Origin of the sequence: Aurantimicrobium minutum (genome assembly GCF_029894165.1) — a bacterium.
GTDB classification, from domain to species: Bacteria; Actinomycetota; Actinomycetes; order Actinomycetales; family Microbacteriaceae; genus Aurantimicrobium; species Aurantimicrobium minutum_A.
In genome coordinates this window covers 664,708-679,610 of the sequence record NZ_JARXXU010000001.1, presented here as the reverse complement: position 1 = coordinate 679,610, position 14,903 = coordinate 664,708, and the positions used below count along the sequence as shown (strand labels likewise).

The following is a 14,903-nucleotide window of genomic DNA, read 5'->3' as shown; positions in this document are numbered from 1 at the left end:
GACTGAACACGCTGTGAAGACATATCTAGAACTGTTCCGGGTTAATGGCGTAACCCGTGTTCTGTTGTCCCAACTTGTGGCCCGTTTTCCCCACGGCATGCTCTCCATCGCTTTCCTCATTCACGTTGAAAGCGTGCACCACTCCTATGCCGCTGCGGGTTTGGTCGTCGGTGCGATCAGCCTGGGTGAGGCTATCGCCGGCCCGATCAGTTCGCGTCTCATGGCCCGCTGGGGCATGAGGCCCCTGTTGTTCTCCATGATGGTCGTTGCTGCCCTCACCCTGTCTGTGATGGCCATCTTCCCGCTCTCCGTTCCGGTGCTCGTGTTGCTGGGCTTCATTGGGGGCTGCGCTTTCCCCCCTATCCAGCCCGCCGTGCGCACCATCTACCCCAAGCTGGTTCCGGATCGTCTGCTCACCCCCTTGTTCTCGCTCGATGCGTCGGCGCAGGAGATCATCTGGATTGTGGGCCCTGTGCTCACCACCTTTATTGCCGTGCAAATTGGCAGCGTGACGGCCGTGCTCACCGCCATGGCCTTCCTGGTTGGTGGTGGCATCTGGTTTATTACCTCCCCCTCGGTCGGACAGGTTCGTATCCCCCTGAGCAAGCGCCGCCTGGGCGGCGTGCTCAGCCGACCACCAGTGATCATCAGCACCCTGCTGGGTCTGACCCTGGTGGCCTGCTTTGCGGCAGTAGAGGCGGGCATTATTGGCCTCTTCGGCGATCAAGACCCGCAAGCGGGCTGGATCCTGGCCATTTATGCACTGGGTTCTCTGGTGGGAGGTCTGGCCTGGGGCCACCTCCCCATCGCGCCGTGGTCGATGACGCGCAGATTGCTCTTGGTCACCGTGGGCTTGGCGGCCGCGTTGATTTTCCCCAACTTCTGGTGGCTGAGCCTCACTCTGTTTATTTCAGGCCTCGGTGTTGCCCCGGCCTTGACCGTGCTCTTTGCCAACGTCAGTGCCACCATGAAGTTCAGCGAAACCGCGGAGTCCTATGCCTGGATCGGCAGCGGTCAGCTGGTCGGTGCAGGCTTAGGTTCTGCAGTGGCAGGTCTGTGTATCGACCACTTCGGAGCCGTCTCTGCGATTGCCGCCGCCGGAATCTTTGCAGTGTTGACCACCCTCGGTGCCCTCGTGACCAAGCGCTGGAGCCCCGACTTGCGTGGCTCCCACGGTGCTCCGCTGCCGGACACCGGGCCTATCGAAACGATTAGTTAGAGCTAGAGCTAGAGCTAGAGCTAGAGCGCAAGCGAAGCTCGGCGGAACGCCTCGGTGAGGATCTCGGGGCTGGTCGCCATGTTGACGCGAATGTGGCCTTCGCCGCCCGGGCCGAAGGTGTGGCCACTACTGAAGGCAACCTTGCTCTTTTCCAGGAAAACCTGGCCAGGGTTATCTCCCAATCCCAGGGCGCGACAATCCACCCAGCCCAGATACGTCGCTTCCACCGGCGTATAGGCAGCACCGGGAAGGAAACGCTCCACGAGCTCGGTCACAAGGTGACGGTTGCGATCAATGTCCTTATTCACGGCCAGCAGCCATTCGTCTCCCCCGCGCAGGGCGGCCACGTGGGCAATGGTGCCGAGGTGACTGGGACTTTCGTATCGAGTGGCTCTGATCTCCGCGATGAGGTCCGCCGAGCCTCTGCTTCCCACAATGATTGCGGCTTTCAGCCCAGCAAGGTTGTAAGGCTTCGACGCACTGGTCACCACGAGGGCATCGGCAGCTTCAGGGATATCCAGGATGGACACAAAAGGGTGACCGGGCATGGTCAACGGGGCATGAATCTCGTCCGAGAGAATACGCAGACCGTGCTTGCTGGCCAGTATGGCTAGTGTGGTGAGCTCGTCTCGGGTGTGCACGACGCCCGTGGGGTTGTGGGGGTTGCTGATCAGGACCAGACCCCCCTTCCCGAGGGCAGCAGCTTCACTGAAGGCCTGCTCCAAGGTTGCGGGGTCGAAACGCCCCGCGGCAGTCATCGGGGCATTCACCAGTGTGCGACCTGAGCCGTTGATAATCATGCCGAACGGGTAATACACCGGCGGAGTAATCACCACAGGTGCTCCCGGTTCGGTGGCAACCTGAATGACCGTCTGCAGTCCACGAATAACGTCAATCACGGGGAGCGTGTAGGTGGGGTCAATCCCCAGACCCCAGTGGCGCTGAGCATATTCTGCAAAAACTTCTCCGTAGAGATTGCCCGAGGCATACCCGGTGTCCCCGGCCTGCATAGCCTTCGTCACAGCCTCGACAATGGAGGGCGCAAGGGTGGAGTCCATCTCGGCCACCCACAACGGCAACACATCCGGGCCATATTTGACCCATTTGTCGCTCGTGCGGGTACGCAGTTGCTCGAGGCTATAGGTCGTGAACGGGGTGCTCATAGTGTCAGCCTAGGGCTGGAGACGGGTGAGCTTCCATTCCCCGCCCACTAGGTCATAGCGCAAACGGTCGTGGAACCGCATCGAGCGACCCTGCCAGAACTCTATGGCGTGAGGGATCACGCGGAAAGACCCCCAGTGTGCCGGGCGAGGAACGGTCGTTCCTTCCGGATACTGAGCTTCCAGTGCTGCCAGCTGCACATCCAACTCGTCCCGGGACGCAATGGGCTGGGACTGGTCACTCGCAGCAGAAGCCAACTGCGCGCCCTGGGGGCGGCGCTGCCAATAGAGATCACTCACGGCGTCCACAGTGGGCTGGGCGTCGCCATAAATAATGATCTGTCGCTTGAGCCCATACCAGGGAAAGAGCAGCGAAATACTGGGATTCTCCAACAGAGCCTTGCCCTTGCGGGAGGTGTAGTTGGTGACGAACTCAAAACCGGCGCCGTCCATGCCTTTGAGCAGCACGGTGCGGGAAGAGACCGCACCGTCTGGATCAATCGTGCTGGCCACCATGGCGTTGGGCTCAAAGACATCCTCGTCTTCGGCTTGTTTCAGCCACTGTGCAAACTGCTCGAAGGGATTAGCCCGTGCCGTGCTCTCATCGAAGGGCACGTTGCCGTAGTCGGTGTGACGGGTCAGCGATTCCATGACTATGCCTTGGCCTTCAGTTCGCCGCGGATGAGCTTGTGCTGAGCAGCCTGTGCCACGGGGCGAATCGTGATCTGGTCCATGTTGACATGACCGGGGAGCTCCAGAGCATGCACGATGGCTTCGGCGATGTCTTCGGCAACCAGCGGTTCGAGGACGCCGCCATAGAGGGCATCAACTTTGTCGGCATTGCCCCCAAACCTGTTGAGGGCGAACTCATCGGTCTTGACCATTCCGGGAGCAATCTCCATCACCCGGATGGGTTCACCAGCTAGCTCCAGCCGCAGCACGCCCACAACACCGTGCAGGGCAAACTTGGCTGCGTTATATCCGCCGCCGCCCTCGTAGGGGACAAAACCTGCCGTGGAGGTCACCGTCATGATGTCAGCATGACCACCTTCGGAACCCTTGCGCAGTAGCGGCAACAGTGCGCTGGTCACACGCTGGACGCCCAGCACATTCACATCAAACATCCGCATCCAGTCAGCAGGGTTACTGTCTTCGACAGAGTCGGTGCCGATCGCACCCCCGGCGTTGTTGACCAGCGAGTGCACAGGCCCGGTCTGCGCGAGGTAGTCGCGCAGAGAATCCACATCGGACTGCTGGGTCACATCGGCGACGAAGGTATCCATGCCGGTTTCTGCCGCGAGCTGGGCCAGACGATCAGCGCGGCGGGCGACTCCGACGACCTGCCATCCGCGTGCAGCACACAGCCTCGCTGTGGCCTGACCAATGCCGGAGCTTGCTCCAGTGATAACAACGCGTCGAGTGCTCATAGAGCAAATCTACTCTTCGAGTCGAGAGAGAAAAGCAGCTTAGCTCGCGCGACGACGGCGCAGCACAGCATCGAGGTCTATCTGACCAGATTCTGTTTCTGCCACAACGCCCATCCCTGCCAGGCGTGCGGTGACCGCGTCCGCTGCAGGTGCTGCCGGTAGCACCGGGGCAGCCTGTGCGGTGCGACGGATGCCGTCGAGGCCTGCGTCGCCGAGGTTCATTCGTTCAACCAGCGCAGATTCTGCAGCGTTCGCGCGCATGCGCTCCGCTGCCATCTGCGACTGCACAACAGCCTGTGCCAGTGTTCCTTCAGAAAGGTGGAGGGGGCGAGGAAGCTGGGTCGGAGTCCAGGTGCGTGACGCAGGAGCAGCCTTGAAGTGTGTCTGGTCAAAGATGTCTGCAGAGTTATAAGCCAGAGCAACCGGTGCAGCTGCGGTTTCAGAGCTGGAGACCACAACTTCTTGGATCGCGAGGGCAACGGCAAAAGCGATGCACGAGATCGCGAGTGTCTCCCAGCTTCCGCCGGTTGCCAGAAGCGCAATCCCGGTTGCAATACCGGCCACAGTAATAAAGAGGAACAGTGCGCTGACCAACCGGTTTCGGCGAGCGCGACGAGCAGCCCTGATGGCGTCTTCGTCATAGCCCACGGCACGACCGGCTGCTTTGCGCAGTTCTGCGCGGGCAGCCGCTTCAGCCTGGCGCAGCACACGCTTTTGTTCGATCACGGCGCGAGCAGATGCTTCCACACGGAGTTCCTCGGGAACATCGGTGGTTTCCGCCAATGCGCGAATGGTTTGCTGCATGCGCACGGCATTACGTTCGGTCGCATCGAAGTTGCGACGACGCAGGTAGGTCGGAATCAAATACAGCACCCATAACGTGGCTGCAATAGCGAAAACTATCCCGCCACCAAATAATCCACCACTCATGTTTACTAAGGTACGAGTCCCTGTGAGGAAAGTGCTTTAAGCCCGTGGTGTGTCACCTGCGGCGTGTTGCATTCAGGACGACAAGGCGTCGTAATCTGCGGCAGGCACGACCGCCGCGTTCTCGGGAACGAGTCCCGCCTTCCAGCGGGAGAGTACTCCGCCGGGAACTTCTTCCTGGGTGAGGGCAAACGCAAAGTGGTCGCGCCAATCCCCATTGATGTGGATGTAACGGCGGCGGAGCCCCTCATACCGAAAGCCGAGTTTCTCCACGATGCGCAAAGAAGAGGCATTCTCTGGACGGATGCAGATCTCCATCCGGTGCAGTCCCAAACTGAGAAGGCAATAGTCCGTGGCCAGGGCAACGGCCGTGGGCGTCACCCCTTTGCCCGCCACACGTTCAGCCACCCAATAGCCCAGCTGCGCCGAGGACAGCGAGCCATAGACAATGCCAGAGACATTGAGCTGACCCACCAGTTCGCCGTCGTATTCGATGGCGAACGGTAACCCTGAGCCAACCTTGGCATGAGAAAGCAGATTACGAATACCCGCGCGGGTGTCAAAGCTCACAAAAGACTGGGGTGCTGTGGCTTCCCATTTGCGCAGCCACGCACGGTTGCGCATGAGCTCTTCTTCGAGCTTCTTGGCATCGCGTGGCTTGATGGCGCGAATGCTCACGCGACCCTCGCTGAGGGTCGGGATGATGGCGGCCATGCACTCAGCCTAACGAAGCCGGTTCGCAGATGAACAGCCAATTAGACTGTGACACATGCCTGAGGATCTCGTCGCCGCCAAACAGGCTTTGCGTGCCGAGATTCGTGAACGGCGCCGCACCATCCCCGCGCATGAGCGTGATGCGGATACCGCGGCCATTACCGAACACCTCCAGCACCTCGTTGCTGCTCGCGGGGTGAAGCGTCTGTCCTGCTATCTCGCCACTCCCACCGAGCCAGAAACCAGACCGTTCTTGTCTTGGGCGTATGACAACGGCATCGAAGTGCTGCTTCCGGTCACTCGGAATGATGGACTTTTGGACTGGGCTGTGGCGAACAACACCGACGATGAGAATGTTGGACTCTACGGCCTGCCCGAGCCCACCGGAGATCTCCTCGGACCCATCGCCATCAATAGCGTGGATTTGATTGTCGTCCCCGCCTCCGCAGTAGATCAGCGAGGTGTCCGCATGGGCTGGGGCCGCGGCTACTTCGACAAAACTCTCGGATCGATGGGCAAACGCCCCCCGGTCTATGCCATTGTGTTTGACTCGGAACTGGTCGACGAACTTCCCCGGGAAGTTCACGACCAGCCGGTGACCGGCGTCGTGACTCCCTCCGCACTGATAACTTTCTAAAGACGCACCACCCACCGGAGACACTTGTGCCTACTTACTCTTACCGCTGCACGCAATGCGAGAACGCATTCGATATTCAGCAAGCCCTCAGCGATGAATCGCTGACGGAATGCCACGAGTGCCACGGCAAGCTGCGCAAAGTGTTCAACATGGTCGGCGTGACTTTTAACGGTTCAGGTTTCTACCGCACGGACTCACGTTCAGATTCCCGCAAAGAATCCGGCTCGTCGAGCTCGGCTCCCACACCCAGCTCGTAGATTTAGCTAGCCCCAATGGGGTGGCTTGTCGCGCTTGAGCTGTTCGTCATTACTCAATGACCGTTCTGCCCAGTCTTCGGCGGTTGTTTCCAATGGCTGATCGTCAAAGCTCGGGTCCACGTCCACACCCTCAGGCTTCCATTGCACGCGGCGATTAACCCGCTTGCCTTGTCCGTCCGACTGCGCAGCAGATTTCTCAGACATTAGTTCTCGGGCTGAGGGGTGGGCAGGTTGATGGGTTCAGTCACCGCATCGGGCTCTGAAACCGAACGAGGTTCTACAGGGGGTGCAGCAGGTGGTGCGTCATAGGTGATGGTTTCGACGATCTCCTCTTCAATGAAGAGAGTGTCGCCTACCTGTTCAACAACAACTGTTTCCACGATCTCGAGGGAAGCAACCTCAGGAGACTCACTTTGCACGTCAACACGAGGAATCTCGATGGGGCCGGTGATGTCAACCTCTTCGAGAGGGTCCACACCAATGAGGGCCGCAATGCGGGTGGCGACAGCATCAGGATCTGCAAAGAGTTCAAAAGCGTGAATGCGGATGTAGTGCCAGCCGAGTCGACGAAGCATCTCCGGGCGCAAACGCAAAGACTCGCGCAGGCTGCCGCGAGCTAGAACAGCATCGGTTTCTACCGCCACGGCACGGCCTTGGTAGGAGGCAGCCAGGGCAATCTCATCAGCGTGGTTGAGCGAGACGGTGAGTCCCCGGCGCTCGAGTCGCTGTGCTAAATCAATGAGCATGGGCTCTGCGCTTTCACGCGAGCTGGAGCTCTTTCGTGGAGCGTCCGTCTCGGCCAATACCTCTGCCAATGCACGCATGCCATCGGAGAGACGGCTTTCGTCAATGTCTCCAGGGCGGAAGCAGGAGACAATCTCCATCGAGCGACGTGCCCGGGTCATGCCCACAGCGAGTAGACGCTCACCGCCAGGCAGCGCCAAAGCGCCGAAGTCAGAGAGCAGGCGGCCGTGAGGGGTGCGCCCATACCCGATCGAGAAGATAACACGGTCGCGGCTTTGTGCCACGGCCTGCTCGAGGGTCATGACCGCGAATGCTTCTGCGCGGTCCTCAAGGATGAACTCAGCGAGATCTGGACGGCGCGCAAATGCCGAGAGCACGGACTGTTCCACACGCACCGCATGCTTGGGACTCGCGGTAATCACCATGAGGGACTCGGTGGGGCGCTCCATGGCGTGCTCGAGAACAAGCTCGACGACGCGGGAGACTTCTGCATCCACACTCTCCACCGCACCGGTGGTGGAGTCGGGCATGCCCGTTCCATCAGCGATGTAGTGCAGGCGCAGGCTTGAGTGACCCAGGAACGTACCGGCCCAGGGCAGGGAAGAAATCTTGCCGCCATAGAAACGACGGTTGACCACATCGGCCAAGTCTTCGCCACCGGCACGGTAGCTCTTCGTCAGCGAACGCGAGGGGAGTATGCCGGAGAACTGGGCCAATGCCGACTTGCTATGCCACGTGTCGGCATCGGTTGCGGGGGTGAGTGGGATTTCAAATTCACCCATGCCCGTTTCAAAACGTGACGGTGTCTGCGTGACCGGGTCACCGAAGACGACAACACTGGCACCGCGACGAATCGCTCCCGCGTTCTCTGCCACGGTGGTGGCACCGGCATCCACGAGGAAGACGGCATCGAAGGAAACAGAGTCAGGAATGAGGTGTGCCTCATAGGGCGAGCACAGCCAGACCGGAGCAATGGACTTCGACAGACGCGGAGCAAGGGCGATGAATTCGTCCGGGCTGATGTGATCAGCACGCAGACTTTGACGCAGACGTTCGGCCTCATCGGGAAGGTCGACCAGTCCGATCTTCCATAGCTCGGCTAACCGGGCTGCCAACAGCCCGCCATTGGCCGACGCGTGAGCGTCATCGACGAGTCGGAAGTCTGCTTCGAGACGGTCCAGGATTGCCGTGTTAGCGCTCAGGAGCGCCTTGTCGTTGGCCAGCATGCCTTCGAGCACCGACTGCCACCAGGCCAGTTCAAGTTCGTCCGCAACCTGGTTCTCGGGGATGTGGCGGGCAGACAGGTCTGCCAGCAGAACATCCAGGTCCATCTCGCGCAGGTGCGCCAGCAATGTGGTGCGTTCCTGCAGGTTGTGCAGAACCTCTGACTCTGCAGCGAGGCCAGAGACCTTGTTTGTCAGCGTGGGGAGAGGAAGTTTGAGGAAGGAGCTCTCCGTGCCGGTCTGGCCCAGCGCCGTATCGAGCAATGCAAGGTCGGCGATGACCTTGCCATAGGCAGCCTGCAGATCTGCAACGCCGACGGGAACCTCAGGAACTGCCCCGGCGACAACGTAGCGCTGCCACAGCACACGCTGCTGCTGAATCGCGATGAGCGCTTCGTGCATGTCAGGAACCGAAGATCCGGGACGAACGTATTCGAAGGCGAGCTTCTTCAGGCGACGACGGTCGCCACCGTTCATGCCGCTGCCGCGACCAGAGGTCGCGGTGATGAGCTCAGTCAGGGGACGGTCATAGACCGCGGGGAGGAACTTATCCAGAGTCTCGCGAATATCAACGAGCAAACCGAGGTAGACGCCGAGTTCTTCGAGAGTCTCGAAGGGGCGCATCTTGGTGCGACTGAAGACTTCTTCGGCACGTTCGATCAGCTTGGGAAGTTCTGTCTGATGCAGACGCTTCGCCAGCTCGTGGGCTGCCGTGGTTTCCTCCGAGGTGGGGAAGTTCGCGCCGTACCACGGTGAATCGTCGGGACCGTAACGGAATTCGCCGAGAGCGGCAGCCTTGATCAAACTGGCGGCGGCCTGCGGGCGGCTGTTCGCGAGTCCTTCGATGGCACGGCGCGGCAACCGCGCCGTGGTCGAAGGAGGCGTGGCCAGGAGGCTGAGGCGTGACAGCTCTTCCAGAGCATCCAGTACCGAGACACCCAGGACAGAATCTTGACGGCTCAGCGAGGTGCGGTAATCGAGCAGAACCTTCCGCAGACGCAGCAGAGCGTCATCCACGTCGGAGACGTTGGGGCGTGTGGCCTTCTCGTTGCGCAAAATGGCGTTGATGAGATCACGGCGCAGCGTGCGGGGAGAGACGGTAAGTCCGTCGAGACCAACCTGGCTCAGGCGGTGCACGACAGAGTCAAGGCTGGAGCGTCGAGCGCCCACCACCAACACGCGCTTGTGAGCGCCAGCGAGAACGCCGATGGCGTTCACGATGGTCTGCGTTCCCCCGGTACCCGGCAGAGTCTTCACAACCAGAGAGTTCCCGGCACCGATTTCTGCCACGATGCTCTCTTGCTCCGCATCGGCGTCCAACAACAGAGTGTCGGTCGCCGGTGGGCGGGCATCCTGATCGATAACGTGGGCGTCCTTGTGACCTTCGGTCAGACGAGTCCGGGCGGTGATGTTACCCGCGAGCGCATCAAGGACGGGGTGAGCGAGCTCGCGCACGTCCGCCACCATAGCGGCGGACAGATCGGAGAAACTCGAAGCAACCAGTCGGGGCTCGACCTCAAAACCGCTGAGGTGAGAGGTAAGTCCGCGGAGTCGCTCCATCACCGGTAGCGGATTGAACATGCCGTCCAGGCTTGCCAGCGCAACAAACGAATCAGCATCGAGGGCAACGCCGAACTGGCTTTCCAGTGCACGGGCAAGCTGAGGGTTCAGGAATGGCTGGCCAGAAAGTTTGAGTTCAAAGTCTTTGCCATAGCGACGCAGCGACATCGGGCGCAGTAACACCGGGCCGCAGTATTCGCGGTCCTGGAAGGTCCACTTCGCCAGGCCTAAGGCAAGGTAGACAGATTCGATGCTGCGCATCGAACGCAGTTCTGTGCTTTTGGCGGTAATCGCAGCAGCAGCCAGTCGTGCATTCCGCAGCGCGAACTCTTCACGGATGAGGTTCGAGAGCAGAGTTGGCTTGCCAGAAATGAAAGAGGGAAGACCACCGGGGTGGATGGCGGTGAGCTCGATCCGAGTGCGGGGGGTGTCCACGAACTGCAGCAGAGGCGACGTTCCGCCGACCACAGCAAGCTCTTCACGCCACTGGTTCCAGACGGGTTCCGCCACGTTGATGTTGGACAGTGCAGAGCTCAGGCTTCCCACTGCGGGGGCGAGCAAATCAACGGCAGGCTCGTCCGGAGCTTCTGCTGTGAGCTCCGGGAAGGGGTCATCACCGAGGGAGATGGCTTCGCCAATATTCGACGGAACCTGCTCTTCTTCGGGGGAGTCCTCACCGGACTTACGATTGCGTTGCCACACATCCAAAACACTATGTGGGGGCAGGGAAGAAACCCTGTAGTGACACCGGTTTTCAGGCTATTGAACGGAGCTAATCCGCTGCGGCGAGCTGGCCGCAGGCGCCATCGATTTCTTTGCCTCGGGTATCGCGCAGGGTGGTCGGAATTCCACGCTCTTCGAGCCTGCGCACGAATTCGCGGGTGATAGAAGGTTCCGACGCCGTCCAGATAGATCCGGGGGTGGGGTTCAATGGAATGGGATTGACGTGCACCCAACCACGACCACGCTCATTGAGCTTGTCAGCGAGCAAATCAGCACGCCACGCATGGTCATTCATGTTCTTGATCAGGGCGTATTCGATCGAAACGCGACGTCCTGTTTTCTCGTAATAGTTATAGGCCGCATCCAGCGCCTCATCGACCTTCCAGCGCGAGTTCACCGGAATCAGCTCATCGCGAAGTTCGTCATCGGGCGCATGAAGAGAGAGGGCGAAGGTGAGCTGCAGACCTTCGTCTGCGAGCTTGAGTATCGCGGGGGCAAGACCCACCGAAGACACCGTGATGTGACGGGCTGACATGCCCAGGCCCTCGGGCTGAGGAGCGAGCATAGTGCGCACCGAGGTCATCAGGCGGTTGTAGTTGGCCAGTGGCTCCCCCATGCCCATGAACACAATGTTGTTCACGCGTTCAGGCTGGCCGTCGGCATCCTGATTACCTTCGTTGCGACGTTTGCCACCCAATTCACCGGCAGCAATAACAGCATTCGCGCGGACGACCTGATCCACGATTTCCGCCGCCGACATGTTTCGTGTCAACCCAGCTTGGCCGGTTGCGCAGAACGGACAGTTCATGCCACATCCCGCCTGGGATGAGACACACAGCGTGATGCGGCCGGGGTACCGCATCAGGACGGACTCCACCAGTGCACCGTCAAACAAGCGCCACAAGAACTTGATGGTGTCCCCGTTGTCTGTACTCAGGCGCTTGACCTCCGTCATGAGCGGAGGTAACAAAGACTCCACGAGCTCTGCTCGTCCTGCCGCAGGCAGGTCGGTCATCTTCTCGGGGTCGCTCGTGTAGTGGGAGAAATAGTGCGTGCTGATCTGCTTGGCGCGGAATGCAGGGAGACCAAGCTCGGTGACTTTCGCTTTACGCTCGTCGGGTGTGAGATCAGCCAGGTGAACGGGAGGCTTCGCTCCCCGCGTGGGCTGTTCGAATTGGAGCGTGGGGCGACCGTCTGCATCGACGTTCTGCTTCCAGCCTTCTGCGGTGGGGCGAACCTGAGGGCGCTCCTGCGAGCGATCTGTCAGGTTTCTCGCGCCACGCTGTTCGGTCATAGGCCCATTCTCCCACGACGGTCTGAACTAGGAATGACGGGCAAGCCAGCCTGAGACCCATCGTTCAATATCCTCCAGCTTAATCTGCGGGACATTCGTTTCCTCGTCATAGAGCTCAGTGACGATGGCGAGAGCTTGTGAAGAGTGTGAAATCTCATTGATCTTCATGAGCTCGTGGAGATCGTCCAGGTCTTTGGGGCGCAGGGCGGTGAGTTTGTGGGCAAGAAGATTTCTAGGCGAGGCTATCTGGACGGTTAAGCCACCGAAAACTTTCTCCTGGATTAATTCGTCTGTTCCTGGCCCCGGGACAAAACCAGAGCCTGTGCTGCTGACCCACTCAGGAGCAAGATCGTATTCTGCAGTGAGTTGGGCCACTGTTTCCCTCAGTGAATCGCTCCTGAGCGAGTACACATCAATGTCCTCGGTCATTCCTCGGCGCAAGCCATGCATCAACATTGCTGCCCCGCCAAACACATACACCGTTGCCGTGGCATGTTTCCTCTCGAGACCTTCACCCATTGCGGTGAAAAGTTCGATGAGTGCTGCGTAATCGAGGGTTGCTGGTCTAGCCACGCTTATGCCCTCGCAAAGTGAGCTGGCTCTGCGAAGATGTTGGCGTGTCTAAATTCCGGAATCCATTGTGAATTCCGCTGGCCAGCGACCGGCATCAGTTCAGCCCACAGTAATTCGGGAAGTGGTGTGATGGTGACCCATCCCGGCACCGCAATCTCTTTCTCGCGCGCCGCCCAGGAGATTCCCGCGGCCAGAATGGCGTCACTCTCCGCAAAACCGGTCCTAGCCGGTTCTGCAGTGAGCGCCTGAAGAATCTCCTGTTTCGTCGACAACAGATCCGCAATGTGGTCAAGGGCTAATCGCCGCCTCTCATCGGGAACGGTCGAGGACTTGATGAGTTTTGCCACCTGGGCCGACGTTTTCAGCCCCACGAGAGCAAGCGGCAGTGATTCTCCCTGCCGTGCTGGGTTACGCCGAATCCACTCGTGTTGAAGTTCTTTGAGTTGCGCTTGAGCACGTCGCCCCTCCAGAAAGGACTCTGGATTCACAGTTAATTCTGCCAGTTGGGCAAGTTCTTTATCTGAACTAGTGAGCAGATCGAGGGCGAGATCCCACGGCCCAGCATTTCGAATTGTATTTCGCAAACGAGCAAGGGAGCGAGCAGGAATCTGAGGTGTTCGTCCTCGCAACAACTCCGCGAGTGCGGCGGCGTTGGTTGGAGACGTAGGCCTACCTGCTGGGAGACGGAGTTGGCGAAAGGTGTCGAGTGATCGAGGATCGATCTCTCCGTGGCCTATTGATATGAGTTTTCCCTGCTTCAGCAGCTCACGGGCATACCTAGGGGTAATGCCGAGCATTTCTGCCGCACGAGACAGTGCAATTCCTGCCATCACTTTACCTCCTAACGGAACAATTATGGCATGTAATGTGTTCGAGTGAAAGGGATGCGCTTTACATACCCCCGGGGGTATAATAAATGCAGACGTTAGGAGTCACTGAATGTGTAGAGAAGTCACCTGCCGTAAGTGCGGCAAAGCAACCTGGGCCGGTTGCGGTCAGCACGTAGACCAGGTCATGCGCGGTATCCCCAAGAACCAGCGTTGCCAGGGTCACGAAGCAGAACCCGGTTTCTTTGCCAAGCTCTTTGGCGGCAAGAAGTAGCACTGACCTAAAGTGAATGTGTGAGCACGTTTCATTTAGGTTTTGAAGACTTTACGGATCCCTTGTATCTAGACAGTGTTAACTTCTATATGCTCCATCCTTCAGGTGAGAAGAATGTCATTTTTTCTTCTGCCCTGGATGCTCAAGCGGTTTCGATCTCTCACCTAATAACGCCGGAAATTCTGACAACATTTACGACGAGAGCGATTGAAAAAATTGCTAGCCAAATTGAATACCTAGGGCTTTCTAAACAGATAAAAGCTCCAACATCGGGCTTTGTTTTCTCTTTCACATTTCCTTCAATGATTGCTCTGCCACCAGAATATTTAGCCTTGCGACTGGACATTCCTTCGAATATGGCACTCGGCTGGATGCCAAAGAATTTCGCTACTGAAGTCTCGGCCGGTGGCAACCAAAAGACATTTGCAGGACTTTCTCATTTTTTTGTTTTCGCCTCGCAATTCGAAAAAACTGAGGAATCTCTATCAATCAAAAAAATGTTTAGAGCTGCAATTGATTACTGCAACGACATTTTGAACGCTTATGGATTTATCAGACACGATCATTCCGTTCACTTGATCACTTCTTCTTCTATTTCAGCGGACCTGAGGTGTGTCGAATTTGATTTTTCGGAGAAGAGAGCTTTTCGTCGAATAGAAATTCCAAACAATTCCTCAGACCTGGGTGGATGGTTATCAAAGAGGTTAATCACAGAAAAGCAATCATTAGATCTATTCCGCGAAATAGCTGAAACTCTTCCTAAACTGAGCCCTGCCTTTCGAGAAACTTCAGCACTAATCCCTGAAACTCTTCGCCTTATTTGTGAAGGGAATTTTGCAAATGCGGTACTGACTATTGACCGTTTTTCAGAACTGACTATCCGCCTAATCGGGGTCGAGCTTTACAGTGACTCCCCAGACACAATCCTAAAAAATCGGGCACTGCATAGAAAACCTGTTGAAGATAGTAATCCTGGTGTTTTGAATTTAGTTTTAAGTTCCCTTGGGATTAGCACCAATCAGCTGGTTACCAGATGGCAGAAAGATTGTCGTGACGAAAGAAATAAGTTAATTCATGGCCTTGAATTTTCAAAACTTACTGCAGAAAAAGCAATTAAAGCAGCCCGGTCTACTTTTGAGTTAGTTAATTTCTTAATAGACAAAATGCCTGAGAAAACATTGGGATTCGAAGTCTTACAGCAAGGAAAATTTCAATTAGATGAACTATTCCCCAGGGATAATTCTCTGCCCAAAAAGGTGGACATAATTTCTTCAAAACATAAAGAGCAAGGTCTTGTGTCTGAATCATTAAGAAGATGGAACGAGCGAAATCTTCCTCAATGAG

General features: G+C 57.9%; 15 protein-coding genes. 5 read left to right on the top strand and 10 right to left on the bottom strand.

The annotated features are described in order from the left end of the window. Window positions 1-13 precede the first annotated feature (13 nt). Window positions 14-1,219 carry an MFS transporter gene (locus M2119_RS03590; protein WP_280803587.1) on the top strand — a complete coding sequence of 402 codons (1,206 nt, stop codon included), beginning with the start codon at window positions 14-16 and terminating at the stop codon, window positions 1,217-1,219. 20 nt (window positions 1,220-1,239) lie between these two features. On the opposite strand, the gene M2119_RS03585 is transcribed toward M2119_RS03590, so the two are convergent. The 5 genes from M2119_RS03585 to M2119_RS03565 form a co-directional block, all read right to left on the bottom strand. After that, window positions 1,240-2,382 carry a MalY/PatB family protein gene (locus tag M2119_RS03585; RefSeq protein WP_280803586.1) on the bottom strand — a complete coding sequence of 381 codons (1,143 nt, stop codon included), beginning with the start codon at window positions 2,380-2,382 and terminating at the stop codon, window positions 1,240-1,242. Window positions 2,383-2,391: 9 nt separating this feature from the next. Beyond that, window positions 2,392-3,030 carry a pyridoxamine 5'-phosphate oxidase gene (gene pdxH, locus M2119_RS03580; RefSeq protein WP_280803585.1) on the bottom strand — a complete coding sequence of 213 codons (639 nt, stop codon included), beginning with the start codon at window positions 3,028-3,030 and terminating at the stop codon, window positions 2,392-2,394. Window positions 3,031-3,032: 2 nt separating this feature from the next. Further along, the gene (locus tag M2119_RS03575; protein ID WP_280803584.1) at window positions 3,033-3,806 is read right to left on the bottom strand and encodes an SDR family oxidoreductase; all 774 of its coding nucleotides are present in this window, start codon (window positions 3,804-3,806) and stop codon (window positions 3,033-3,035) included. Window positions 3,807-3,845: 39 nt separating this feature from the next. Further along, window positions 3,846-4,736 (bottom strand): hypothetical protein, encoded by an 891-nt coding sequence (locus tag M2119_RS03570; RefSeq protein ID WP_280803583.1) that lies wholly within the window; start codon window positions 4,734-4,736, stop codon window positions 3,846-3,848. Window positions 4,737-4,808: 72 nt separating this feature from the next. Further along, window positions 4,809-5,447 carry a GNAT family N-acetyltransferase gene (locus tag M2119_RS03565; RefSeq protein ID WP_280803582.1) on the bottom strand — a complete coding sequence of 213 codons (639 nt, stop codon included), beginning with the start codon at window positions 5,445-5,447 and terminating at the stop codon, window positions 4,809-4,811. A gap of 55 nt (window positions 5,448-5,502) precedes the next feature. Between M2119_RS03565 and M2119_RS03560 the strand changes: the two genes are divergently transcribed. Together M2119_RS03560 and M2119_RS03555 are read left to right on the top strand one after the other, a co-directional pair. After that, complete coding sequence (locus tag M2119_RS03560) at window positions 5,503-6,084, top strand: 5-formyltetrahydrofolate cyclo-ligase (RefSeq protein WP_280803581.1); 582 nt, start codon at window positions 5,503-5,505, stop codon at window positions 6,082-6,084. 26 nt (window positions 6,085-6,110) lie between these two features. Continuing rightward, window positions 6,111-6,341 carry an FmdB family zinc ribbon protein gene (locus M2119_RS03555; RefSeq protein WP_280803580.1) on the top strand — a complete coding sequence of 77 codons (231 nt, stop codon included), beginning with the start codon at window positions 6,111-6,113 and terminating at the stop codon, window positions 6,339-6,341. 6 nt (window positions 6,342-6,347) lie between these two features. On the opposite strand, the gene M2119_RS03550 is transcribed toward M2119_RS03555, so the two are convergent. The 5 genes from M2119_RS03550 to M2119_RS03530 form a co-directional block, all read right to left on the bottom strand. Further along, the gene (locus M2119_RS03550; protein ID WP_280803579.1) at window positions 6,348-6,545 is read right to left on the bottom strand and encodes a hypothetical protein; all 198 of its coding nucleotides are present in this window, start codon (window positions 6,543-6,545) and stop codon (window positions 6,348-6,350) included. Further along, window positions 6,545-10,570, bottom strand: a complete 4,026-nt coding sequence (locus M2119_RS03545) for an AAA family ATPase (protein WP_348520940.1) — start codon at window positions 10,568-10,570, stop codon at window positions 6,545-6,547. The genes M2119_RS03550 and M2119_RS03545 overlap by 1 nt, the downstream gene beginning before the upstream one ends. Before the next feature lie 70 nt (window positions 10,571-10,640). Further along, window positions 10,641-11,885, bottom strand: coding sequence for a 23S rRNA (adenine(2503)-C(2))-methyltransferase RlmN (rlmN, locus tag M2119_RS03540; protein WP_280803578.1), 1,245 nt, complete (start codon window positions 11,883-11,885; stop codon window positions 10,641-10,643). A gap of 27 nt (window positions 11,886-11,912) precedes the next feature. After that, window positions 11,913-12,458 carry a DUF6036 family nucleotidyltransferase gene (locus M2119_RS03535; RefSeq protein ID WP_280803577.1) on the bottom strand — a complete coding sequence of 182 codons (546 nt, stop codon included), beginning with the start codon at window positions 12,456-12,458 and terminating at the stop codon, window positions 11,913-11,915. A 2-nt stretch (window positions 12,459-12,460) separates the two neighbouring features. Further along, a complete protein-coding gene (locus M2119_RS03530; protein ID WP_280803576.1) occupies window positions 12,461-13,288 on the bottom strand; it encodes a hypothetical protein in 828 nt (275 codons plus the stop codon). A gap of 109 nt (window positions 13,289-13,397) precedes the next feature. Here M2119_RS03530 and M2119_RS03525 point away from each other — a divergent pair, with 109 nt between their 5' ends. Both M2119_RS03525 and M2119_RS03520 read left to right on the top strand, forming a co-directional pair. After that, the gene (locus M2119_RS03525; protein ID WP_110234363.1) at window positions 13,398-13,559 is read left to right on the top strand and encodes a hypothetical protein; all 162 of its coding nucleotides are present in this window, start codon (window positions 13,398-13,400) and stop codon (window positions 13,557-13,559) included. Window positions 13,560-13,579: 20 nt separating this feature from the next. After that, on the top strand, window positions 13,580-14,902 hold the full coding sequence (locus tag M2119_RS03520; RefSeq protein WP_280803575.1) for a hypothetical protein: 1,323 nt from the start codon (window positions 13,580-13,582) through the stop codon (window positions 14,900-14,902). The last annotated feature ends 1 nt before the right edge of the window (window position 14,903 follow it).

What these genes read in the sequence shown, in the direction of transcription:
- M2119_RS03585 (WP_280803586.1), bottom strand. Translation starts at nt 2,382, where the DNA reads ATGAGCACCCCGTTCACGACCTATAGCCTCGAGCAACTGCGTACCCGC.
- pdxH (WP_280803585.1), bottom strand. Translation starts at nt 3,030, where the DNA reads ATGGAATCGCTGACCCGTCACACCGACTACGGCAACGTGCCCTTCGAT.
- M2119_RS03575 (WP_280803584.1), bottom strand. Translation starts at nt 3,806, where the DNA reads ATGAGCACTCGACGCGTTGTTATCACTGGAGCAAGCTCCGGCATTGGT.
- M2119_RS03570 (WP_280803583.1), bottom strand. Translation starts at nt 4,736, where the DNA reads ATGAGTGGTGGATTATTTGGTGGCGGGATAGTTTTCGCTATTGCAGCC.
- M2119_RS03565 (WP_280803582.1), bottom strand. Translation starts at nt 5,447, where the DNA reads ATGGCCGCCATCATCCCGACCCTCAGCGAGGGTCGCGTGAGCATTCGC.
- M2119_RS03560 (WP_280803581.1), top strand. Translation starts at nt 5,503, where the DNA reads ATGCCTGAGGATCTCGTCGCCGCCAAACAGGCTTTGCGTGCCGAGATT.
- M2119_RS03550 (WP_280803579.1), bottom strand. Translation starts at nt 6,545, where the DNA reads ATGTCTGAGAAATCTGCTGCGCAGTCGGACGGACAAGGCAAGCGGGTT.
- rlmN (WP_280803578.1), bottom strand. Translation starts at nt 11,885, where the DNA reads ATGACCGAACAGCGTGGCGCGAGAAACCTGACAGATCGCTCGCAGGAG.
- M2119_RS03530 (WP_280803576.1), bottom strand. Translation starts at nt 13,288, where the DNA reads ATGGCAGGAATTGCACTGTCTCGTGCGGCAGAAATGCTCGGCATTACC.
- M2119_RS03525 (WP_110234363.1), top strand. Translation starts at nt 13,398, where the DNA reads ATGTGTAGAGAAGTCACCTGCCGTAAGTGCGGCAAAGCAACCTGGGCC.